General features: G+C 44.4%; 20 protein-coding genes. 12 read left to right on the plus strand and 8 right to left on the minus strand.

What is annotated here, in order from left to right; genetic code table 11:
• Positions 1-76: 76 nt before the first annotated feature.
• Positions 77-640, minus strand: a complete 564-nt coding sequence (locus tag H6550_12675) for a hypothetical protein (protein MCB9046979.1) — start codon at positions 638-640, stop codon at positions 77-79.
• 282 nt (positions 641-922) lie between these two features.
• Positions 923-1,477 carry a hypothetical protein gene (locus H6550_12680; protein ID MCB9046980.1) on the minus strand — a complete coding sequence of 185 codons (555 nt, stop codon included), beginning with the start codon at positions 1,475-1,477 and terminating at the stop codon, positions 923-925.
• A gap of 87 nt (positions 1,478-1,564) precedes the next feature.
• Here H6550_12680 and mtaB point away from each other — a divergent pair, with 87 nt between their 5' ends.
• The 7 genes from mtaB (at position 1,565) to ftsY (ending at position 15,447) form a co-directional block, all read left to right on the plus strand.
• On the plus strand, positions 1,565-2,845 hold the full coding sequence (gene mtaB / locus H6550_12685) for a tRNA (N(6)-L-threonylcarbamoyladenosine(37)-C(2))-methylthiotransferase MtaB (GenBank protein MCB9046981.1): 1,281 nt from the start codon (positions 1,565-1,567) through the stop codon (positions 2,843-2,845).
• Between the two features lie 89 nt (positions 2,846-2,934).
• Positions 2,935-4,461, plus strand: coding sequence for an aryl-sulfate sulfotransferase (locus H6550_12690; protein ID MCB9046982.1), 1,527 nt, complete (start codon positions 2,935-2,937; stop codon positions 4,459-4,461).
• A 52-nt stretch (positions 4,462-4,513) separates the two neighbouring features.
• A complete protein-coding gene (locus tag H6550_12695) occupies positions 4,514-6,226 on the plus strand; it encodes a T9SS type A sorting domain-containing protein (GenBank protein ID MCB9046983.1) in 1,713 nt (570 codons plus the stop codon).
• A 180-nt stretch (positions 6,227-6,406) separates the two neighbouring features.
• Positions 6,407-7,909, plus strand: coding sequence for an aryl-sulfate sulfotransferase (locus H6550_12700; GenBank protein MCB9046984.1), 1,503 nt, complete (start codon positions 6,407-6,409; stop codon positions 7,907-7,909).
• 92 nt (positions 7,910-8,001) lie between these two features.
• On the plus strand, positions 8,002-12,948 hold the full coding sequence (locus H6550_12705) for a T9SS type A sorting domain-containing protein (protein ID MCB9046985.1): 4,947 nt from the start codon (positions 8,002-8,004) through the stop codon (positions 12,946-12,948).
• 162 nt (positions 12,949-13,110) lie between these two features.
• Positions 13,111-14,340, plus strand: a complete 1,230-nt coding sequence (locus H6550_12710) for an NADP-dependent isocitrate dehydrogenase (protein MCB9046986.1) — start codon at positions 13,111-13,113, stop codon at positions 14,338-14,340.
• Positions 14,341-14,469: 129 nt separating this feature from the next.
• A complete protein-coding gene (gene ftsY, locus H6550_12715) occupies positions 14,470-15,447 on the plus strand; it encodes a signal recognition particle-docking protein FtsY (GenBank protein MCB9046987.1) in 978 nt (325 codons plus the stop codon).
• On the opposite strand, the gene H6550_12720 is transcribed toward ftsY, so the two are convergent.
• From H6550_12720 to H6550_12740, 5 genes are all read right to left on the minus strand, one after another.
• On the minus strand, positions 15,444-16,130 hold the full coding sequence (locus H6550_12720; GenBank protein ID MCB9046988.1) for an NAD-dependent deacylase: 687 nt from the start codon (positions 16,128-16,130) through the stop codon (positions 15,444-15,446). The two genes, ftsY and H6550_12720, sit on opposite strands and share 4 nt — an antisense overlap.
• A 34-nt stretch (positions 16,131-16,164) precedes the next feature.
• Positions 16,165-16,305 (minus strand): hypothetical protein, encoded by a 141-nt coding sequence (locus H6550_12725; GenBank protein MCB9046989.1) that lies wholly within the window; start codon positions 16,303-16,305, stop codon positions 16,165-16,167.
• Positions 16,306-16,402: 97 nt separating this feature from the next.
• A complete protein-coding gene (locus tag H6550_12730; GenBank protein ID MCB9046990.1) occupies positions 16,403-17,362 on the minus strand; it encodes an NAD-dependent epimerase/dehydratase family protein in 960 nt (319 codons plus the stop codon).
• A gap of 54 nt (positions 17,363-17,416) precedes the next feature.
• Positions 17,417-18,526, minus strand: coding sequence for a glutamine-hydrolyzing carbamoyl-phosphate synthase small subunit (gene carA / locus H6550_12735; GenBank protein MCB9046991.1), 1,110 nt, complete (start codon positions 18,524-18,526; stop codon positions 17,417-17,419).
• A gap of 115 nt (positions 18,527-18,641) precedes the next feature.
• Positions 18,642-18,824, minus strand: coding sequence for a hypothetical protein (locus H6550_12740; protein MCB9046992.1), 183 nt, complete (start codon positions 18,822-18,824; stop codon positions 18,642-18,644).
• A gap of 326 nt (positions 18,825-19,150) precedes the next feature.
• Here H6550_12740 and H6550_12745 point away from each other — a divergent pair, with 326 nt between their 5' ends.
• Both H6550_12745 and H6550_12750 read left to right on the plus strand, forming a co-directional pair.
• Positions 19,151-19,657 carry a YdcF family protein gene (locus tag H6550_12745; protein ID MCB9046993.1) on the plus strand — a complete coding sequence of 169 codons (507 nt, stop codon included), beginning with the start codon at positions 19,151-19,153 and terminating at the stop codon, positions 19,655-19,657.
• 9 nt (positions 19,658-19,666) lie between these two features.
• Positions 19,667-20,104, plus strand: a complete 438-nt coding sequence (locus tag H6550_12750) for a hypothetical protein (GenBank protein MCB9046994.1) — start codon at positions 19,667-19,669, stop codon at positions 20,102-20,104.
• A gap of 10 nt (positions 20,105-20,114) precedes the next feature.
• Here the strand turns inward: H6550_12750 and H6550_12755 are convergent, their stop codons facing one another.
• On the minus strand, positions 20,115-21,527 hold the full coding sequence (locus H6550_12755; protein MCB9046995.1) for an arginine decarboxylase: 1,413 nt from the start codon (positions 21,525-21,527) through the stop codon (positions 20,115-20,117).
• Positions 21,528-21,683: 156 nt separating this feature from the next.
• Between H6550_12755 and H6550_12760 the strand changes: the two genes are divergently transcribed.
• The 3 genes from H6550_12760 to H6550_12770 are packed head-to-tail and all read left to right on the plus strand — an operon-like array spanning position 21,684 to position 23,729.
• On the plus strand, positions 21,684-22,592 hold the full coding sequence (locus H6550_12760) for a DMT family transporter (protein MCB9046996.1): 909 nt from the start codon (positions 21,684-21,686) through the stop codon (positions 22,590-22,592).
• Between the two features lie 28 nt (positions 22,593-22,620).
• On the plus strand, positions 22,621-23,457 hold the full coding sequence (locus H6550_12765; protein MCB9046997.1) for a hypothetical protein: 837 nt from the start codon (positions 22,621-22,623) through the stop codon (positions 23,455-23,457).
• 59 nt (positions 23,458-23,516) lie between these two features.
• Positions 23,517-23,729: a hypothetical protein gene (locus H6550_12770; GenBank protein ID MCB9046998.1), complete on the plus strand. Its 213-nt coding sequence runs from the start codon at positions 23,517-23,519 to the stop codon at positions 23,727-23,729.
• Positions 23,730-23,813: the final 84 nt, after the last annotated feature.

The following is a 23,813-nucleotide window of genomic DNA, read 5'->3' on the forward strand; positions in this document are numbered from 1 at the left end:
GTAAGCGTGCTGTTCCGGACGATTATTATTTATTTATGGTCAAACAAAGGGGTTGTACCCCCACAAGGTTAACAACTTAGTTGCCTATCAGGCTGGCTTTTACTTTGAACTTCATATCGAATTTGATCTTGGAGTTGTAAGCCACATCTTTTACAAAGAAACCTTCGATACGGAAGGTCATGGTATCGCTAACGAAAACATCCATCAACTCAACACTCGGATTGGGTGTCAGGTCCAGTCTTTTGCCTGTATCGGGTACATTGTAGTTGTAGGCTATCAACTGCTCAGGCACACCATTTGCAGAAACATACAACCATATCGAGTCGGCCATACTTACATCCTGGTAGGTAGGCAGCAACAGGTCTACACCCATCTGGCTGAGGCTGACACTGGTCACCAGGTCGAGTGCGCTCTGGTTATCCGCGAGTATCTCAGCAGAGTTGGTGGGTATTTTTATGAGACCCAGAGATTCTTTTAGCCCGGTAGAAGGCACATGCGGGTCGCCAGGAATGCCGGTAATAGCCACTGCGTCATCATACGGAACCGTAATAGTAATGTTGAAGATGTCTTTGAATTTCTGACAACTTGCCAAGCCCAGCGTAATAGCCAGTGCAGAGAGAATAAAAGCCCTTATATACATAGTTTCTAGTTTTATGTATTACACAATAAAATAGCTGACGATAAAATTGCTTATCGTGATTTTTTCTCTCTTATAAAGTATATGCGGCCGGGAAGCCTTTATGAACGTAAATATAGCAAACGTTAACAACTAAATAACAAAATTTACCGACTTTTTTCTGCATAACTTAAACCTGACACCTGCGCCGGGGCAAGAAAAATGCTGCGGCATTACAAGATATCTTGTAATGCCGCAGCATTTATTTGCAAACTATTTACCGGGAGTTAATAAACCCGAAGAGACTTATTTCTTAAGCGGATTGGCTACGACATCGAACTTGCTGGTGAAGGTGAATACCGATGCTGTATCAGGCGCGTTGTAAAAATGCCCCTCTATCCTGAAGTACATAGAATCTCTCAGGAAATACTCTTTCATATTATCATCTGTAGTTTCCAGTTCCAGCGAACGTATGCCCCTTGGGATGTCGTAATAGTGGGAAACCAATACCTCGGGCAAACCGGAGGCTGAAACATATAACCACAGGGAGTCAACCATGTCCAGTGTCTGGCTGCTGGGTTCATTTACGTCAACATTCAGGTAACTGAAAACCACAGACTTGACCAGGTCGCCACTGGTGTTGTAGTTGCTCATTGTTTCTGTAGAGTTGGTAGCTACCCCGATAGGTGGAATAGAAGCCCTGAGCCCGACCACCGGGGGAATCACAGGATTATCCTGCAAGCCCGTTACAGCTACTGTTTTAGAATATGGGACAACAAAATTGACCTTGATAAGATCTTCCAGCTTTTTGCAGGAAGCCAGGATGAATACGCTGAGCGCTACAAGTATTACTTTCTTCATATGGGGTGTATATATCGGGGCAAAAATAAACGAAATAAAGAATATGTAAGCACACATAGTGCGTAATTATCCCTAATTTTGCGCCCCATGCAGGAAAACAGGTCCATAGCATTTCACACATTAGGTTGCAAGCTCAATTTTTCAGAGACATCTACCCTGGGCAGGATGATGGAAAAAGAAGGGTTTGAGAAGCGTGCTTTTGACGAGCAGGCCGATGTATATGTTATCAATACCTGCTCTGTAACCGACAATGCCGATAAAGAGTGCCGCCAGTTGGTGCGACGCATACAACGCCGCGCCCCCGAGGCGATGGTGGTGATAACAGGCTGCTACGCGCAACTGAAACCGCAGGAGATAGCAGAGATTGAGGGCGTGGACCTGGTATTGGGCGCTGCAGAGAAATTCAACCTGGGGCAACACCTGCACCAACTGACCAAAAGCAAAGCCAAAGCCGAGGTCTATTCATGCGAGATAGAAGCCGTGGAAGGATTTCACAGTTCTTACTCTGTCAACGACCGCACAAGGGTATTCCTGAAAGTGCAGGACGGGTGCGATTATAACTGCAGCTTTTGTACTATACCGCTGGCGCGCGGGCACAGCCGCAGCGACAGCATAGAAGGCGTACTGGCCAATGCGCGCGAACTGGCACAGAGTGGCACCAAAGAAATAGTACTTACCGGCATCAACCTGGGCGATTTTGGCAAGGGTGACAACGGCGGTAAGAAAAGAGAGGAATCGTTTTACGAACTGATACAGGAACTGGATAAAGTAGACGGCATAGAACGTTACCGTATATCATCTATTGAGCCTAACCTGCTGACTACCGGAATCATAGATTTCGTAGCATCATCGCAGAAATTCATGCCGCATTTTCATATACCCCTGCAAAGCGGCAGCAAGAAGATACTGGGCCTGATGCGTCGCCGCTACCAGAAAGAACTGTACGAAGAACGTGTGGCACGCATCAAAGCACTGATGCCGCATTGCTGCATTGGCGTGGACGTAATAGTGGGGTTCCCGTCGGAAACGGACGAGGACTTTAAAGAAACTTTCGACTTCCTGCACGGGCTGGATATATCTTACCTGCACGTATTTACCTACTCAGAGCGTGCCAACACCCTGGCTTTCGACATGAAAGAAGTAGTGCCTATGCATGTGCGTAATGAGCGTAACAAAATACTGCGCAACCTGTCGTACCAGAAGATGCAGTACTTCACCAATCAGCACCTGGGGCAAAACCGCAAAGTATTATTTGAACATGCTGACAAGAACGGCATGATGGACGGTTATACAGACAACTATATCAAAGTATCTACTCCATACCGCAGCGAATGGGCCAACGAGATAATAGACTGGACATTGAGCTGATGCCGTGAGATCGAGACCCGCTTTTGATACTTTTATTCCGTATTATTGTTACCATTGCGCAAAATAATTTTGAATAATACTACTACCAGATGAAGCAAGTACATGTCTTTTTGTTCTTTTTTGCCATTGCTTTTCTTGCCGATAATACCATTTACGCACAATTGCCCGGAGAAGGTGATGTACTCAATTACCGCCTGGCAGGATTCACTGCTCCAAAAGACGATAAAGCCACCGGCTACGTTTTCGAGATATCGGAGTATGACCTGAACGACAAAGGAGATATCGTAACCAAAGAACTCTTCAGCCAAAGGAGTGACAGCAACAGGACCATTGTGATGCTGCCCGAATTTGACAAAGGATATATGTGGCGTGCGGGCTACCTGAACGAGAAAGGCAAGGTAAAACACACTACTCCATATTATCATTTCAGAACGGGTAAATACTCAACCATCGACACCAGTTTGTTTCGGCTGAAGATCATAGACAGCGCAAAACATCACAAAGACCTGTTCATTGTTATGGACTTTATCTCAGTGATATTTGACATGAACGGCAAACCTGTATGGTACCTGCCGGACATACCGCTGGTGAAAGACAAGAACCTGCAGATGAGGGACCTGAAGCCTACCAAAGACCACACCTTTACCGCCACTACCAACTTCGGCGCTTTTGAGATGGACTACTCCGGTAAGGTACTTTGGCGTGCCCCCAATGACGGTAAAGTGAACGGTGACACGATGGAATATTACCACCACGAATTTACCAAACTGGACAATGGTAACTACATGGTAGCATCACTGGAGTATGTAATGAGACGTGTACCCGACGGGATAGAGATAAAACCCGAAACGCTGACCAAAGACTACCTGGAAGAACGTGACGGGCATTATTATAAAAAGATCACAGCGGGCAACCTGATAGAGTATAACAAAAAGAAAGAAGTAGTATGGTCGTGGCGATCGGTAGACCATTTTACCGATGATGATTTTTTCAGGAAACGTGCACTGAACGGCCTGAATACAGACATGCACCTGAACGCCTTTGACTTTGACGAAAAGAACAAGGTGATATACATGAGTTTCCGCAACACAAATGAAATAGTGAAGATAGCCTACCCTTCAGGCAAAATATTGAATCGTTACGGGGATATATGGATCAACGACAGCACCTTGAGCGACAAGAGGATGTTTTACGGGCAGCACTGCGTGCGCAAAAGCGACAACGGTCGCTTATATATGTTCAACAACAACTCTAACCCCATGCTGTTGATGTCTGGTCCTGAAAGAATGAAATCTGTATCAAAAGTATCGGTATTTGAAGAGGACAGCAGCAAATCCGGCCTGAAAAAAGTATGGGAATTTACCTGCGACATAGACACCTTTGCCGAAGCGCATGGTGGCGCCGGCGGCAGTGTAGAAGAACTGCCGGATGGCTGCCTGCTGGTAAGCATGGGCTCGGCCAGCAGAATATTCATCGTAGACCCCAAGAAAAAACTGGTGTGGAATGTACTGCCACAGAGTGGCGATGCGAACAACAACTGGTATCCCCTGGGGCAGTACCGGGCTACCTACCTGACCCGCGAAGAGCTGGAAAAATTTATTTTTAACAAATTTTAATGATTTTATCTTATATTGCCTGAAATATTAAAAAAAAATTAAACCAGGCGATATGAAAAAAGCTTTACGCAGATCATCATTGATGCTGATATGCTTACTGGTAGCGGGTCTTTCCAATATACAAAAGGCCAACGCCCAGTATTGTACCCCAACGTTTTATTACCCATGTAACTGGTACTACTTGTACATCAACTCATTCTCCACTACGGGCGGGAGTACCAACATTACCAGTAATAATACAGGTTGCAGCAACACAAGCAGTTATATCTATTATAATACAAGGGTTCATACAGGTATACAAGGCCAGACTGTGAACTTTACATTGGCTAACACTCCTTACTACAGCCAGGCCTTCCGCATTTGGGTGGACTTTAACCTGGATGGTGATTTCCTGGATGCGGGTGAGCAGGTATATGCAGGCACCCTGGGTTACGGTTCCAGCACTACCGGTTCTTTTACCATTCCGCTTACTGCTACACCGGGCAACTCACGCCTGCGTATCAGGAGTACGTACCAGTACGCATCGGCGCCACAACCTTGTGGAAGTGCTTACTATGGTGAGTGCGAAGACTATGGATTCGTGATCGTTGCGGCTTGTTCAACGTCATTCGCCAAAAAGATCGGGCCTACTACCGAAGTGTGCGAAAACGGTGCAGGTACCATCAATGTGTATGCTACCAACGGCGCCGGCTACCAATGGCAGATCATGCAGGGTAATTCATTTGTTAACCTGAGCAACAATGCTACCTACCACGGTGTAACCACACAGACGTTGAGTATGAGCAATATTCCGTCGAACCTGATAGGGGCAAAATTCCGTTGCCTGGTAACACCCACCTGCGGTTCTACCATTACCAACCCGTCTGACACGACCATGCTCATCAAACACCCGGATATAAAACTGGTAAGCCAGCCATTATCAGATTCATCTTGCCAGGGCCTGAATACAACCATTACTTTCAAAGCTGATGATACCGTAAAAGCAGGCAGGTGGCAGATATACAGCAAATCTGCAGGTGGATATGTAGATGTAACAATGCCTGCATTCATGCAAAACAAAGACACCCTGTATGCCTTCAACGTATCAGATACGCTGAATGGCGCACTGATCAGGTGCGTATTTGACGGTGTATGCGGCACGGCTACTACCAACGACATAAAAATGGTGATCAACCCGATACCTGTTATAGTATCAGACCCTGTTGACCAGAACCTGAAACCGGGTGGTACCGCCTTCTTCAACGTAAGCGCTACCGGCATTGGTGTAAAATACCAGTGGGCAGTGTCTGATGGTACGGGCAACTATGCCAATGTAAATGATAACGGCATCTACTCAGGCTCAAAAACAAACATCCTGAGGGTAGGTAAAGTATCCAGGATACAGGATGGCTTTATGTTCAAGTGTATGATAAAAGGCTCTGGCAACTGCGCCGGTGCTGCTGATACCAGCGAATCTGCATTGCTGTCTGTTGAACCGATGAACTCAGTAAACGACATAACAAGTGATAACAACATCACCATCTACCCTAACCCTGCCAAAGGCGAACAGGTAGTGATAAAAACCGATAAGAGCATCAGCGAATACGTGTCTAAATATACCATTACCGACAAAACAGGTAAGACACTGAGCGTAGGCAACCTGGATGCCAACAGTAATACGACTACAATAAACATCAGCAAGCTGAGCCCCGATGTATACTTCATAACCATACTGGATGTGGAAGAACAACCGGTAAGGTCTATAAAATTCACCAAGCTGCAGTAAGCATACTGAGTTTGGCAAATAATAAAAAGCCCGTCCGGATGGACGGGCTTTTTATATTGCATCACCTTCTGAAACCGGATGTACTTAAAACATGGTAAATATTATCTTTATAGCCCTTTATTTATTACTATTACTGATAAGCAATATAAATATTGAATGATGCGAACCGGGTATATTTTAATGACATACTTACTGCTGGCAATGCTGCAAACCGCGCAGGCGCAGGTATTACCCCCCAACAGGACCCAACTAAACTACAGGCTGATAGGCTTTTCAGTACCTGAAAAAGAAGGAGTAACCGGGTATGAATTTGATGTAGAGGAGGTGATCATTACAGACACGGGAAAGACAGTATATCAACCTGTTTTCAAAAAAATGTCTGATAACCACCAACTCATAGCCACGGTACCTGGTTTTGGTAAAACATACCGGTGGGAAGTACATTATTACAAAGGCAAAGAAATAGCTGAAACATCTCCCAAATACATGTTCTCAACGGGGTATAGTATGTATACAGATACTTCAAAATACAGACTTCATGTAACGAAAAACGAAACAAGAGACAATAATATGTATATTCTGGTAGATGCGACTAAAACCATTTATGATCTGGACGGCACACCAATATGGTACTTACCTGAAATACCCGGAGTGAATGATGATAATACCAATATCCGTGACCTGAAAATAACACCTCAAAACACCATCACATTTCTGACTGAAAAAAATGCTTATGAAATAGATTATAATGGCGATGTTTTATGGAAAGCCCCCAACAATGGAATTGTGAGCGGAGACAGCATAGAATATTACCACCATGAGTTTACACGTCTTAAAAACGGCAACTATATGGTTGCCGGAAATGAACACTTGTTGATTCCTGTACCTGCCTCAGACTCTGATAGCTACAAAGCGTTTAAACCATTTACATTCATAAATAACAAACCCAATATCAAAACAGAATGTGGCACGTTGATAGAATACTCACCCTCAGGCAAAGTTGTATGGTCATGGAAATCTTCGGGTATATTCACGAATGACTTCTTTCTTAAACATGCATATAAAAGCACAGACAGGAGAAGTATCCGTACCCACCTGAATGCATTTTACTTTGATCAGAAGAATCAGGTTGTATACCTCAGCTACAGGGATGTTAGTAGCATCATTAAAATTAAATACCCCTCAGGGCAAAAGATCAGAATATATGGCCAACTTGATTCAACCAACAATGAAGTAAAAGGCACATTTTATGGTCAGCACAATTGCAGCATAACCAATTCCGGTCAGCTCTCATTATACAACAACAATATCTTAGACAACCCAAACTCTGATAAAACAGCGTCACTACTCCTTATCCAGGAACCTAACACTAACAATGACGATCCCGAGCTTTTTTGGGAATTCAGGTGCAAATTTGACAATAATTCGAATTCAGAAGGAAGTAGCGGAGGCAATATGACCGAACTACCTGGTGATGCTTTTTTGGTATCAATGGGATCGGCTAGTAAGCTATTTATTTTAATGAAAAACAAAGACTTAGTATGGGAAGCAAATGTTCAAAACAAGAAAATTAACGGCGATTGGCAAAACATATTGAGTTACAGAGTTAGTCCTTTAAGCAATACCGACAGTATACATGAAATCATTTTTAATTCGAAATACACTTCAGATATAAAAAAATAGCATTGTTGTCATTTTTTTTATTTAACTTAACCTTCACGTATTACAACTATTAATACATTACCCAAATACACATAATAATAAACAACAAGTATATGAAACTAGTGCGACTCTTATTTTTGCTTGGAGCATTAACTTTAAGTAGTATTGGCTACTCGCAATGTTCCACAACATCAACACCAACCAACAACTGTAGCTATGGAGATGCCATCGATGCTTTTACGCTGGCCGGCACCTCAAGTAACCATAGCGGTTGTAACTCAAATACTGCAACAGGATACAGCTTCTATAGTACGCCTGTGAGGAACCTGACCATCGGCAGCACGTATTCTTGGTCTGCAAGTGTAGGGGGGTATTACGGCTACGACGAAGGTGTTGCAATATGGATAGATCTGAATGGCAATAACCAATATGAATCATCTGAAATGCTGGCCAGTACCAGTCCCAGTACATCGCACAGTGGTTCTATCACAATTCCTGTAACAGCAACAGCGGGAACCAATGTAAGAATGCGTGTTCGTTGTGCATATCTGGTTACTATGACCGGTGGACAGGCATGTACAAACAGTGTAGGTTCCTATGGTGAGACTGAAGATTATTATGTGAACCTGATCGCTCCTCCACCATGTAGTGGCACACCTTCTCCCGGCAATACATTATCAACAGCCAATGTAGTTTGTAATAGCAGTACCAGCTTTACCTTATCGCTGCAGAATGCTACCTCCGGTACAGGCGTTACCTACCAGTGGCAATCGTCCAGCAATGGCAGCACATGGAGCAACATAGGCGGCGCTACCTCATCTACATTAACCACTACTCAAACAGCATCAACTTATTACAGGTGCAATGTAACCTGCAGTGGTAACACAGGTACATCTAATTCAAAACTGGTAAGTACTTCGTTCCTGGCATGTTATTGTACGGCCACTACATCAAGTGGCTGTATTTATAGTGATGATATATCTAACGTTACCTTGGGTACTTTAAATAATTCAACAGGTTGTACCGCAGCACCTGCCTATGTAAGCTATATCGGGTCTGTAGCGGCACCAAGTATCAATATCGGCTCTACCAACAGCATGTCTGTAACGGTAGGTGCAGGTGGTAATGAGAAAGTGACTGTATGGGTAGATTATGACCACAGCGGTACTTTCGATGCTTCGGAATATACTTACTTAGGCACCGGTAGCGGAACTACCATCACCGGCAACCTGGTGATACCGGCAACAGCACTGACAGGCAGCACAGCCATGAGGGTACGTTGTACCTATGGTAGTACTCCTCCAAGTTCTACACAGGCTTGTACCAACTTTAGCTATGGCGAAACAGAAGACTATGAAGTGAACCTGGTATGCCCTGCCATCAGCATAGCTACACATCCTTCTAACACTACCATATGCCCTAACAGCAATGCATCTTTCACGGTTGCATCAACAACCGGTGCCGGCCTTACAGCTACTTACCAGTGGCAGGTAAGCACGGGTGGCGCTTATACCAACGTTACCAATACAGGTGTATATAGTGGTGCTACCACATCTACACTTACACTGACCAACGCGCCTAATACGATGAACGGCTATACTTACCGTTGCGTAGCTGATAATCCATGCGGCAACTCAGTATACTCAAGCGCAGGCACACTGAATTTCTATACGCCTGCAGTGATCACTACACAACCATCCAGCATCAATGGTTGCCCGAATGGCAGCCTCACCTTCTCTATTGTTGCTACAGGTACATCTATGTCTTACCAATGGCAGTTGAGCACCAACGGCGGTGGCACGTGGAATAACATTTCCAATGGCGGTGTGTACAACAATGCAACAACAACTACACTTTCAATAACCGGCCTGACCTCCGGTATGAACAACTACAAATACCGTTGCGTGATCACCAACCCTTGTACAACAACATCAAGTGCGGGTACACTGACCATACTTTCACAACCTGCCATTACAGGTAATCCATCTTCTGTAACAGTTTGTACGGGTGGTAATACATCGTTTACAGCATCCGCTACCGGCGACGGGCTGGTTTACCAGTGGGAACAGTTTAACGGGGTTTCATGGAGTAATATTACCAATGGCGGTATGTATGCCGGTGCTAATACAGGTACACTGACATTGACAGGTGTTACCGCGGGCATGGATGGCTACAGGTATCGTTGCAGGGCTACGGGTACATGTAACCCTTCAGTTACTACAACAGAGGCTACGCTGACCATAGCCGCAACCCCGGGCTTTACAACCAATCCTTCGTCTACGGTAATGTGCACCAGCAGCACCGGTAACTTCTCAGTAACAGCAGTAGGATATAACAATACTTATCAGTGGCAGGTACACAATGGTGTTTCATGGGCGAATGTGACCAACTCGGGTGTATATAGCGGCGCTAATACAACAACACTGTCAATAGCTAACCCGCCGCTGACCATGAATGGTTATTTATACCGTTGCGTGGCTACCACAGCTTGTACTGTTAGCGCTACCTCCGGTACCGCCACACTTACAGTGGCTACATCGCCAACTATTACCGTGCAGCCTACCAACAAGATACTCTGCATAGGAGATAATACTACTTACACTACAACTGCCAGCAGTTCGTCTACCATTGCTTATCAATGGCAGGTAACATACAACGGCACATCATGGGCCAACGTTGTGAACAATGCTAACTACTCGGGCGCTACTACACCAACACTGACCGTAACCAATGCCATTGCCGGTATGAATGGCGGCCAGTACCGTTGCGCACTGAATACAGGTTGTGTACCTGCTACAACAACCAACAGTGCCAGCATGGAAGTACGTATACCACCGGTGCTGGATTACAGCCCCAGCAACACTACTGTATGCCAGGGACAGAATGCAGCATTTGTTGTGAATGCAACAGGCAGCCTACTCAACTTCCAGTGGCAGGTGAGCACTAATGGTGGTTCTTCATGGAGCAATATTTCAAACGGCAGCCAGTATTCAGGTGTTACCACCAAAACGCTTACTGTGCTGAATGCGCCGGCTTCACTGAACACTTATAAGTACAGGTGCGCTATCAGCGGATATTGCAGCCCTTCTATCAATTCCGGCAGTGCAACACTGACGGTAAATACTCCGATCGTTATTACTTCGCAACCTACCAATGTGACTATATGCAGCGGTGGTAATGCGAGCTTTACAGTTGGCGCTACCGGCACAGGAGCTTCTTATAAATGGTACAGGAGCACAGGTACAGGTTATGTACAGGTAACCAACGGCGGTATATACTCAGGAGCGACTACAAGTACCCTGAATATAAATGGTATGACGGCTCCGACCTCTACTATTACAACAGCTTACTACTGCCAGATATCAGGTACCTGCTCTAACGCAACTACCAATACACTGTACCTGACAGTACATGCCAAACCAACCATTACTACTAATCCGCCAAGCTTCACAGTATGTGACAGCACACAGTATGTTGACATAACTGTTGCGGCTACGGGTACAAACCTGAGCTATCAGTGGCAGGTGAATAGCGGTGCCGGCTGGCAGAACCTGTCTAACAACAGCACCTACAGCAGGGTAACTACCAATGCTATGCGCATAGGCCTGGCGCTGTATTCAATGAACGGTTATCAATACCGTTGCGTAGTGAGCGGCACATGTACGCCATCAGCTACATCATCGGCTGCTACTATGACCGTGAGCCCGCTGGTACACCCGACCATTACCATTACCGGTAATATCGACATCTGTACCGGACAGTCTACTACACTGACTGCTACTATAACCAACGGGGGCAGCAGCCCTGCCTACCTGTGGACCAGGAATGGTAACACAGTAGGTACTGGCAGTACATACACATATGGTTCTTACAACGATAAAGACCTCGTTCAGTGCAGGCTGACAACCAGCGTTGCCTGCCCGGCTCCGAAAGTGCTGTGGAGTGCACCGGTATCGATACTGGTAGGCCAGTATGTAACGCCGGCTATCTACATCAGCTCAAGCGTTGGCGATAGCGCATGCTCAGGCAAAGAAGTAACATTTACAGTTGACAGCACGAAGAATGCAGGTACTGCACCTACATACCAATGGAAAGTGAATGGTGTAAATGCAGGAACCAACTCAACTACTTACAAAACTACTACTCTGAGCAATGGTGACGTGGTGACATGTAACCTGATAAGCAGCCTGAAGTGCCTGGCACCTGCTGTGGCAGGTAGCAATGCACTGCCAATGATCGTTAACCCTACCCGTTCTTCAGGTATCTCTATCAGCGTAACGCCTGACAGTAATATCTGTGCCGAAGCTGAGGTACTCATCTACTCTAAGTTCCAGTTGGGTGGTCCTAACCCTACCCTGCAATGGATGCTGAATGGCGTAGACATTCCGGGTGAAGTAGGTGGTAAACTGAGAATCTCAACACTGAACGATAATGACGTGATCAGCTGCAAATTCTTCAGTACTGAAATTTGCGTCTTCCCTGATACAAGTAATGAGATCACCTTCGACGTTACACCTCTGGTTGACCCATCAGTTAACGTGACGGTATCTTACAGTGGTAATAACACTTATACATTCACTGCTTCTCCGACAAATGGTGGTTCAGGCCCGAGCTACCAGTGGTTCAAGAACTTCACTGCTATACCGGGTGAAACCGGCACATCATTTACAGCCAGCGACCTGGTGAACAGCGATGTGATACATGTTGAGATGACCAGCAACGAAGTATGTCCGAGACCGTCACTGGTACCGGCGCTCAGCAGGTATGTAACAACCGCCGTAAGCGAGGTGAAAGATATCTTCAGCTACCTGAATGTATATCCTAACCCGAACACAGGTACATTTACCATCAAAGGCGACTACAACATCACAACCAATGCCGATGCTGAGATACGCGTAGTAAATGCACTGGGCCAGAATGTATACATAGCCAACGATAAAATAAGAGGTGGTAAACTGGAACACAGGATACTGCTGAATGACGTGGCTCCGGGTGTGTACATTGTTCACATTACAGCCGATGGCAATAAAGATTTCAGAAGGTTTACTATCAGTAAGTAAACTATAAGAGATAATAAGGTTAAAAAGCCTGCACCAAATGGTGCAGGCTTTTTGTTTAAGGTGCATTGCACACTACAGCATGCAAAGAGGTATTTTATGAATAATGGTGCAATTATGCCGTCTTTTCTTAATTTTAGCCCCGTAAAATAACATAGTAAATATATGAGTAAGATTAAAGTAGCCAACCCGGTTGTAGAACTTGACGGTGATGAGATGACAAGAATTATATGGAAGTTCATTAAGGACAAACTGATACTCCCATATATTGATGTAGAAATTAAATACTACGATCTTGGTGTTGAACACAGAGATGCTACTGACGACCAGGTAACCATAGATGCAGCGAATGCAATAAAGGAACATGGTGTAGGTATCAAATGTGCTACAATTACTCCCGACGAGGCACGCGTAAAAGAATTTGGTTTGAAGAAAATGTGGAAGAGCCCTAATGGTACTATCAGGAATATACTGGACGGTACTGTATTCCGCGAGCCGATAGTAATAGATAACATCCCTCGCCTGGTACCCAATTGGACTGCTCCTATCTGCATAGGCCGTCACGCTTTCGGCGACCAATACCGTGCTACTGACTTTACGGTAAAAGGTAAGGGCAAGCTGACCATTAAATTTGAAGGAGAAGACGGGCAGACAATAGAACATGAAGTATATGATTTCAAAGGTGACGGCGTTGCGCTTGCAATGTATAATACTGATGAGTCTATCCGTGGTTTCGCACGCTCTTGCTTCAATATGGCGCTGCAAAAGAAATGGCCGCTGTATATGTCTACTAAAAACACCATCCTGAAACAATATGACGGACGTTTTAAAGATATTTTCGAAGAGGTGTACCAAAACGAATTCAAAGCAGAATATGATAAAGAGGGCCTGACCTACGAACACCGCCTGATAGACGACATGGTAGCCAGCGCATTAAAATGGCATGGCAACTTTGTATGGGCTTGTAAGAACTACGATGGCGATGTACAGAGCGATACAGTGGCACAAGGTTTTGGTTCACTGGGCCTGATGACCTCTACCCTGGTTACGCCCGATGGCAGCACTATGGAGGCTGAAGCGGCACACGGAACGGTTACAAGGCACTACCGCGACCATCAGAATGGCAAACCAACCTCTACCAATCCGATAGCTTCAATATTTGCATGGACAAGGGGACTGGCTTTCCGTGGAAAGCTGGACAACAACCAGGAGCTGATAGATTTCACACATGCACTGGAAGCAGTATGTATCGAAACCGTAGAAAGCGGTATCATGACCAAAGACCTGGCCGTATGTATACATGGCAATAAGGTGAACGCAGGTGAACATTATGTGTACACGGAGCAATTCCTGGATGCTCTGGACAAGAACCTGAAAGCAAAGCTCAGCAAATAAATAACTGAATTTTCAATACAAAAGGGTGGGTTTAGGCCTGCCCTTTTCTTTTAACAAGAAATATTAGGCAGTAAACCGTATTTTCGCACCCGAGCCGGATTATTTTACCCTTTACAAAACCGTTTACCAATGGGTATTTTCGATAAACTATTTAAACGCAACAAAGAGCAACAGGAGCAGAAAGATGCTTTGGATCAGGGACTGGAAAAAACAAAGACCAGTTTCTTCTCAAAGATCACCAAAGCTATTGCAGGAAAGGATACTGTTGACGAGGAAGTACTGGACAACCTGGAAGAAGCTCTGGTAAGCGCTGACGTGGGTATAGACACCACTGTAACTATAATAGAACGTATTGAAGAAAGGGTAAAAAAAGACAAATACGTTGGCACCAAAGAGTTGAACGAAATATTACAGGAAGAGATGATGGCGATCTTAGCCAACTCTCCGGGTTATGACCATGAAAGTTTTAACCTGCCTGCTGATAAAAAACCATATATCGTATTGGTAGTAGGCGTGAACGGTGTTGGTAAGACCACCACCATCGGTAAGCTGGCATATAATTTCAAAAAGAACGGCAAATCGGTGCTACTGGGTGCTGCAGATACTTTCCGCGCCGCCGCAGTTGACCAGTTGACCATCTGGAGTGAACGCACAGGCGTGCCTATCGTAAAAAAAGAAATGGGCAGTGACCCCAGTTCAGTTGCTTTCGACACAGCACAAAGCGCATTGGCCAGGGAGGTGGATATAGCCCTGATAGACACTGCAGGCCGCCTGCATAACAAAGCCGGACTGATGGAAGAACTGAGTAAGATACGCCGTGTAATTGGCAAAAAGATACCCGGAGCTCCGCACGAAGTACTGCTGGTGCTGGATGGCAGCACCGGACAAAATGCCGTTGAACAAGCCAAACAATTCACCGCTGCTACAGATGTAACAGCTTTGGCCATCACTAAGTTGGACGGTACTGCAAAAGGCGGCGTGGTGCTGGCCATTGCCAATCAGTTCAAAATACCGGTAAAATATATTGGAGTGGGCGAACGTATGGAAGACCTGCAACTCTTCAACAAAGCAGAGTTTGTAGACAGCCTGTTCAACTTAGAACGCTAACTACCCAACAGCTTCATTAATTCAAGCACACCTTGCGTGGCCGGCATCTCAATTGGATGCACATTGGCATACCTGTATACAGGTGGGATCACCCTGTCCAGCACATACTTTTTTACTTCGGGCCTGATATAGTCTACCAATCCAGCAGCGGGGTATACAGCCAGAGATGTACCTACCAGTACAAACACATCTGCCGACTGCATGATAGGTATAGCCTCTTCTATCATATACACAGGCTCGCCAAACCACACAATATGTGGCCTTAGTTGTGCGCCATCCTGTGCTATATCACCAATAGATATATCATCCCAGACAGGATAGATGAGCTCTTCGTTCTGCTCGCTGCGCATTTTAAATATCTCGCCATGCAGGTGCAATACTTTTGTTGAACCTGCACGCTCATGCAGGTCGTCTATATTCTGGGTCACCACCCATACGTCATAGTGCTGTTCCAGCTCTGCCAACACGGTATGTGCAGCATTCGGCTGTGCATCTTTTACATTTCGGCGGCGCATGTTGTAGAAATCAAGTACCAGTGACGGATCGCGATGCCATGCTTCGGGGGTGGCCACATCGTGCACATTGTGCCCTTCCCAAAGGCCATCACTATCCCTGAAGGTCTTCAGCCCGCTTTCGGCACTTATGCCTGCTCCGCTTAATACTACTAATCTCTGTTTACCCATAATGTAACTGAATGGGCATCAAATATAGTAAGAATTAGCCGCCGTACTTATACTTGAGATAGATGGGAATGGCGATGATAAGACCGGATAAGGTCAATGCGATCCTTTTCCTTTTTTTCTCCTTATTCAGCATGTTCGCATGCTTCTCTATTTTTCTTTGTCTTTCTGATTTCACTCTGTTAGGTATTTCCGGGCACAAATATGCACCACGGAAATGACACCCCGAATATCACACAGCCTGATTAACTACAGGATAACATAAACAGCTAATACTAAGCCAGTTGCAGCTTCTCTTTCAGGTTGTGCAACATTGATTCGCTCATGCGGCGAATGTCGTAGGCATGCTCCCAGCCCCAATCATTGCGGGCTTCGGTGTCGTCAATGCTTTGTGGCCAGCCATTGGCTATCTGCTGACGAAAATCGGGTGAATAACTTATTTCAAACCCGGGGATGATGTCTTTTATTACAGCTGCAAGCTCTTTTGGTGAAAAGCTCATGGACGAGAAGTTATAACCCAGCCTGTTCTTCACCTGTTCTGCCGGAGCTTCCATGAGTTCTATCGTACCCCTTATAGCATCATCCATATACATCATGGGCAGATAGGTATGCTCTTCCAGGAAGCACGTATACTTGCCTGTCTTCAGAGCTTCGTAAAAAATATCTACTGCATAATCAGTAGTTCCACCTCCGGGTTCAGACTTCCAGCTTATCAGGCCTGGGTAACGCAGGCTTCGTACATCCAGCCCCCACCTTTTATGATAATACTGGCACCACAGCTCACCTGCATATTTACTGATACCATAAACTGTTTCAGGTTCTACGATCGTTTTTTGCGCCGTTTGTTGCTTCGGTGTAGTAGATCCGAATATAGCTATCGAGCTTGGCCAGTACAGTTTATTCAGCTTCTGCTCTACTGCAATATCCAGGATTTGCAATAAGCTCTGCATATTGATATCCCAGGCCTTCTTAGGGGCCTTTTCACCCGTTGCAGACAGCAATGCTGCCAGCAGGTATACCTGGGTTATAGAATGTTTCTTTATCGTATCTGTTATGGCTTGTCCGTCCATGGCATCCAGTACTTCGTATGGACCTGTACCGGCAAGCAAGGCATGTTCCTCACGTATATCAGTCGCTATTACATTAGATGCACCATAGGCAGAGCGTAAGGCAAGCGTCAGTTCTACACCTATCTGCCCGCAGGCACCTATGATCAGTATTTTCTCATTTTTCATGAACATGTGTTTTTTCCGGAAAAGATATATTCAACATACGTATTGCAGAAAAAACTACATACGTGCTTTCACCATACTGATAAAGTCATCAAAAAGATAACGTGAATCATGTGGGCCCGGGGTGCTCTCAGGATGGTACTGTACAGAGAACGCCGACTTTCCTTTTACCCTGATACCTTCTATTGAGCCGTCGTTCAGGTTCACATGCGTCACCTCTACCCTATCAGAATTCTGTGCGGCCTCGGCCACTACACCAAAACCATGGTTCTGTGTAGTTATTTCCGATCTCCCGGTCTGCAGGTTCTTCACAGGGTGGTTCAGGCCTCTGTGCCCATGGTGCATTTTAAATGTAGGTATGTCATTGGCGCGTGCCAGTATCTGGTGCCCCAGGCATATACCAAAAAGAGGTTTATCCTCTGAAAGCACTTCCTTTACCATACTCACTGCATAGTCCATAGTAGCCGGGTCACCTGGGCCGTTTGATATGAATATGCCATCAGGCTGGAACGATTGCAGTTCAGCGTAGCTGGTCTTTGCAGGGAATACTTTCAGGTATGCTCCCCTCTCGGCCATACATTGCAGTATATGACGCTTAACACCGTAGTCAAGAACGGCTATTTTTACTTTACTATCCTCATTACCATAGAAGTATGGTTCTTTGGTAGAGATCGTTGATGACAACTCCAGGCCCTCCATAGACGGCACTTTGGCCAGCTCCGCTTTCAGGCTCTCTATATCTGATAATTCTGTGCTGACAATACAGTTCATGGCACCTTTGCTCCTGATGTGCTGCACCAGCGCACGGGTATCTATATCGTGTATGGCAACGATATTGTTCTTTACCAGGTACTCTTCCAACCCCTCATCTGCAATCATCCGGCTGTAGCGCGATGATATATTCTTACAGATAAGCGCCTTGATCTTTACAGAAGAACTTTCGGTATCCTCATCTTTCACCCCGTAGTTACCTACATACACAGAGTTCATGATCAGTACCTGTCCTGAGTAGGACGGATCTGTAAAGACCTCCTGGTAGCCGGTCATCCCCGTATTGAAACATATTTCACCTCCGCTGGTACCTTTGGCGCCGAAAGCCTTTCCTTTCAGCATAGTTCCATCCTCTAACAACAGGTACGCAGGTGCAAATTCATTTTGTGCAGACATAAAAAAAACAAATTGCGCAAATGTAATAAAAACTTGGGTTGTAACCCAGAAATAGTATCAGCCGGTGGAGGATAAGTTGTAAAAAATGGAGTGCTAATGCTTGTTGTGAAGCCTGTTATATGGCTTTCATAAGCAGGTAGACGACTATTACAATTGCAAAAATGATATAGAAGATCTTGTTGATCCGATTACTGCGTTTGTAAAACTCTTTCAGCTTTTCATGAAAGGTATTACGTACGGTAACCCTGTTGTAAAACCAGAATGAATTCAGAAAAAGCGAAAAGTAATTCTTATTCATACTAATAGAGATAATAGAAACTTTAATAATTGTAAAAATAATTATTAATAATATGACCAACATTGGTGCAAATTCAATAATAAGATTCCGTATCATTGATATCCTGGTATATGTATGTAATATGAATAGTTAACACCTATCATACTTATTTGTTACAAAACTGTAAATCCTCTGCTATTTTATTAATAACTTCTCTTCAGGCAAATATGAGGCCAAAATAGCATTTTCGGAAATTTTTTTGCATAATGCTATCCACATTTTCTATCCATGATATGAACAAATGCCGCTATCCCTCAATTTGAATAATTGAGTAAATTTGAACCATAATGTGCACCTCCGATACAATATTGGTAGTACTGGGATACCCCGTAGATGAGAATGGAGAGCCAAGCCCTATACTCAAGGCAAGGCTGAACAAGGCTGTTGAACTATACAAACAAGGGGCTGCAGGCAAGATCATCGTTACCGGCGCAGCAGTAGACAATCAGTTTGTAGAGTCAGAGGTAATGGCACTATATTGCATAAAACAAGGAGTACCTGATACAGATATTTATATTGAGTCTAACGCTAAGAACACCTACGAAAATGCACGATTGGTGAAAGGCATCATGAAAGAGAAAGGCTATAAAAAAGCTATTGTGGTCACATCCAGCTTCCATAAACTCAGGGCGCAGCAATTTTTCTCAAGAGAGCTGAAAGAGGTGACTGTAGTACCCGCACCTTTCCCGGATAAGTTCCCTGTGATACAGCGCATGATACTTTTGTTAAAAGAATATATTATCCTGGTATTGTTCAAACTGGGGCTGCTCAACAGCAGGTACTCCATTCAATAAGTTTTGCCTGTGAATAAGAAAGATAAAGCACAGGCCGATGCCATTATTGAAGAACTCCGCCGGATACGGTGGCTGGACAAATATCATAATTTTCACAAGGTCGTACCCGGTGTAGATCACAGCCCCGACGAGGTGAAGGACATTGTTAACAACCTGGTGGAAGATTGCTGTACTGAGCTGATACGCCATTATTCAGGCAAAAAAAAGCCCACAGTGGCTACTGTTAGAAGTATCATCATCAAGTATATGGACCTGATATCTTACACCGATGTAAATATAGAGAACAAGGATTTCGGTTATGAACTATGCTGGTATATAGCCGAGAAGATTGGCATCACTATTCGCAAGTACACAGAAACCAAGGTGTACGGATACTGGCGTGTAGAAAATAACCGTCTGCGTGAAGTAACAAAACGAGGCGTGAGAAACAAGAAATCAACTAAATAATCACTAACACCTACTTAGTATATCCCAGTAGTTTCAGCATACTTTGTGCGGTCTGCTCTTTTGCATACAGCCAGTCTACCATATTACCGTTCTTATCCTGTTCTACCACCACGTGCTTGGGCGATGGTATCATACAATGTTTGATACCTCCATAACCCGCCAGTTGGTCCTGGTAGGCGCCTGTGTGAAAGAAGCCCATATAGAGTGGTTCCGCACCTTTTTCCTTATCGGTCTTGGGCAGGAATACAGCATTGATATGTTCTTCTGAAGTATAGAAGTCGTGGCTGTCGCAGGTAAGCCCGCCCAGGTGCACTTCCTGGTATTCATTGTCCCACTTGTTGATGGGCAGCAGCAGGAACTTCTCACCTATACCCCACGTATCGGGCAGCGTAGTAATGAAAGAGCTGTCTATCATATACCATATCTCCCTGTCGTTCTGCATCTTTTCGCCCAGTGTGCTGTATATCACGGCACCGCTCTCCCCTACTGTATACGAACCGAATTCCGTATAGATATCGGGCACGTCAACCTTGTTGCGCTTGCAGACTTTTTTGATGTTGGATACGATCTCGCCAACAATGTATTTGTAATCATAGTCGAAACCCAAAGAGTGTTTGATCGGGAAACCGCCCCCCAGGTTGATACTGTCCAGTTCCGGGCATATTTTCTTCAACTGGCAATACAGGTTCAACACCTTATTCAGCTCACTCCAGTAATAGATATCATCTTTGATACCCTTATTCATGAAGAAGTGCAGCATTTTCAGTCTGAACTTATCGTTGCCTTTTATCTTGTCCACGTAAAACTCCAGCACATCTTTCTTCTGTATACCCAGGCGCGACGTGTAAAAGTCAAAGGTCGGCTCCTCTTCTGTTGCCAGCCTGATACCTATGTTCACCGGGTCTTTTGACCTGATAAGTCTCTTGTAATCCTCAAACTCTTCTTTATTATCCAGTATCGGCACCACGTTCCTGAACCCCTCGTTGATCAGGCGGGCGATGCTGCGGGTGTAGGCTTTGGTCTTATAACCATTACACACGATGAATGTATCCTTGGTTATCTTTCTGCGTTTGTATAACTGTTTGATGATCTCTATATCATAAGTAAAAGAGGTCTCCAGGTGCACATTGTGCTTCAGCGCCTCTTCTACTATAAATGAGAAATGCGAACTCTTGGTGCAGTAACAATAGTAATAATTACCATCGTACCGGGTTTTCTTTATCGCATCGTTGAACAACTTTTTAGCTGTAGCTATCTGCTGGCCTATCTTGGGCAGGTAGGTAAGCTTAAAGGGCGTACCGTACTTGTCTATCAGCTTTTTTATATCCACTCCATTGAACTGCAGGTAGTTATCTACTACTTCAAAACCTTCTTGCGGAAAATCGAAGGTTTGTTTTACGAGGTCAGTATAGCTGTTGTTCATCAACTTATAGAACAGTTTTTTATTTGATCCTTTTCTTTCAGGCGAATAAAGTTATAATTAATTGGTTTCATGTAAAACACAAGCAACAAAGTTCTGTAATTATTTTTCATTCAGGGTCTTTTTTTGCACTAAGTTTGTCGCTTCGTTCCAACGTATATGAAGAAAGCGTTATTCCAGATGCACGTGGCTGTACTCCTTTGGGGTTTTACAGCTGTTTTAGGCCGCGCAATAGACCTCAGTTCACCCGTCCTTGTCTGGTACCGTATGCTCATGACGGCGGGCTTCATGTCCGTAATATTATTTTATCGTAAAGAATGGGTGCCCATACCCCGGGGCGACAAATGGCGACTGATATGGATCGGCTGCCTCATCGGTATTCACTGGGTGGCTTTTTATGGCTCTATCAAGTTTGCCAACGCCTCTGTTGCCCTGGTCTGCCTGTCTACTGCCGGCATCTTTACCTCCCTGCTCGACCCCTTCGTCAACAAAACAAAACACAGCATTACTGAGTTACTCCTGGGACTGCTGGCCATTGCCGGGGTGTATCTTATCTATAGTTTCGACCGGTCTTTCGGGCTGGGCGTACTGTTTGGCATAATTGCCGCTCTGCTTAGCTCATGGTTCACAGTGCTCAATAAGAAGATAGCCCACAAATACCCATCGCGTACCATGGTGTTTTACGAGATGACCGCCGGCTGGACACTTATCACCCTGCTGATACCTTTCCAGGTCATATACTCAACAGAGACAGTCGACCTGCTACCTAACGGCTACGATTGGCTATGGCTGGTTATCCTGAGCCTGTGTTGTACCGTATGGGCGCAGTCGCTGGCACTGAACGCCCTGAAGCATATCAGTGCATTTACTTCAACCCTCAGTGTGAACCTGGAACCTGTTTACGGTATATTGCTGGCCTTTGTATTCTTTAAAGAATATGAAATGCTGAATACCCAGTTCTATATAGGCATGCTGTTGATATTATTATCCGTACTGCTGCAGATGCTGCGCGTGCTCCGCCCCGGCAAACCTACCTCTTACGTAAAAGAGAAAGGCGGGATAGATTAGAGGATAGGTAAATGTTTATCTTTAGCACATGAAGGCAATACTCATCATGTTAGTGCTGCTACCGTTTAGTTGCCTGAGTCAGACTATTTTCCTAGCTAATGGTAAGCAGCATACTATGAAATACGAACAACTCAACTATGAAATATATTTTGATTATTGGCCAGCGGAAATTTCCAACATTAATCTACGACTATTTTTCACCCAGAAAGACACTCTTTACACTTCTGCAGACAGTAGTATCACTTTTTTCTCCAATCACCACTACGACTTAGTTAAACAAGACTCTGTATCTTTTTATGGCTTTATCAACAGGAGTCCTTCGAAAGACACAAATATTTGTACATCCTATAGTAATGGCGAACTACAATCAGTACGCAAAACAGTATACAATTCAGACAATAACATTACTTATGAACACACAAAACTCCAAAAGAGTGAAGTAGTTGAAATCATTAATACTTGGTTTAATGAGATAAAACAAGATTCATTTTCAACTTATACCATTAATGATACAATAACTGCATTTACCTATAAACATCATGACACAGGTGAATACTCAGAAACTATTTATCTCCATTATCTGTCAAGTAATACCCGAGACACTATCTATCGAGTACCATTCCCTTATCATAATAAAGATACTATTAGCATTAATCATAACTTTCCGACTCTCGACATTACCAACAGTATTAAAAACGAAATATCTGAGTATATAAAACTTCTAAAAAAAGTCAGAAATTCTTACAAAATTGTTTTTCTCTACCAAAACAACGTAACCTGTGAGTTATCACTATATAATAGACAATCGGTTCATAATGTAGCTTACAATTTGCAGATTACGATTAACAAAATGAATTCTGACTAATGCACTGTCCCCTTACTGGCACGCTATTTGCATTTTACAATTCCTCAAACTATACAACGATGAAAAAGCTATTGATCACTATGGCTGCAGCCATAGCCATGACTTCTATGTCCTCGTGCGAAAGGAATTTTACCTGCACCTGTGTATATCCCGGGGCTGCTGCCGGCACTACCAAAACGACCATCAAAGCATATAACCGGAACGACGCGCAGGAAACATGTACAAAACTAAATAACGGCGCACGGCAGAACGGGGGAGCATGTGCTCTATAGCGGGCATTTTTTTGCAGTGTATATTTTTATTACCGTGAAAAAATATAGCTTCGCAGCCTGAAAAATTTTTAAAAACCCGATATA

It is taken from the genome of Chitinophagales bacterium (assembly GCA_020636495.1).
GTDB lineage: Bacteria > Bacteroidota > Bacteroidia > Chitinophagales > Chitinophagaceae > UBA5543.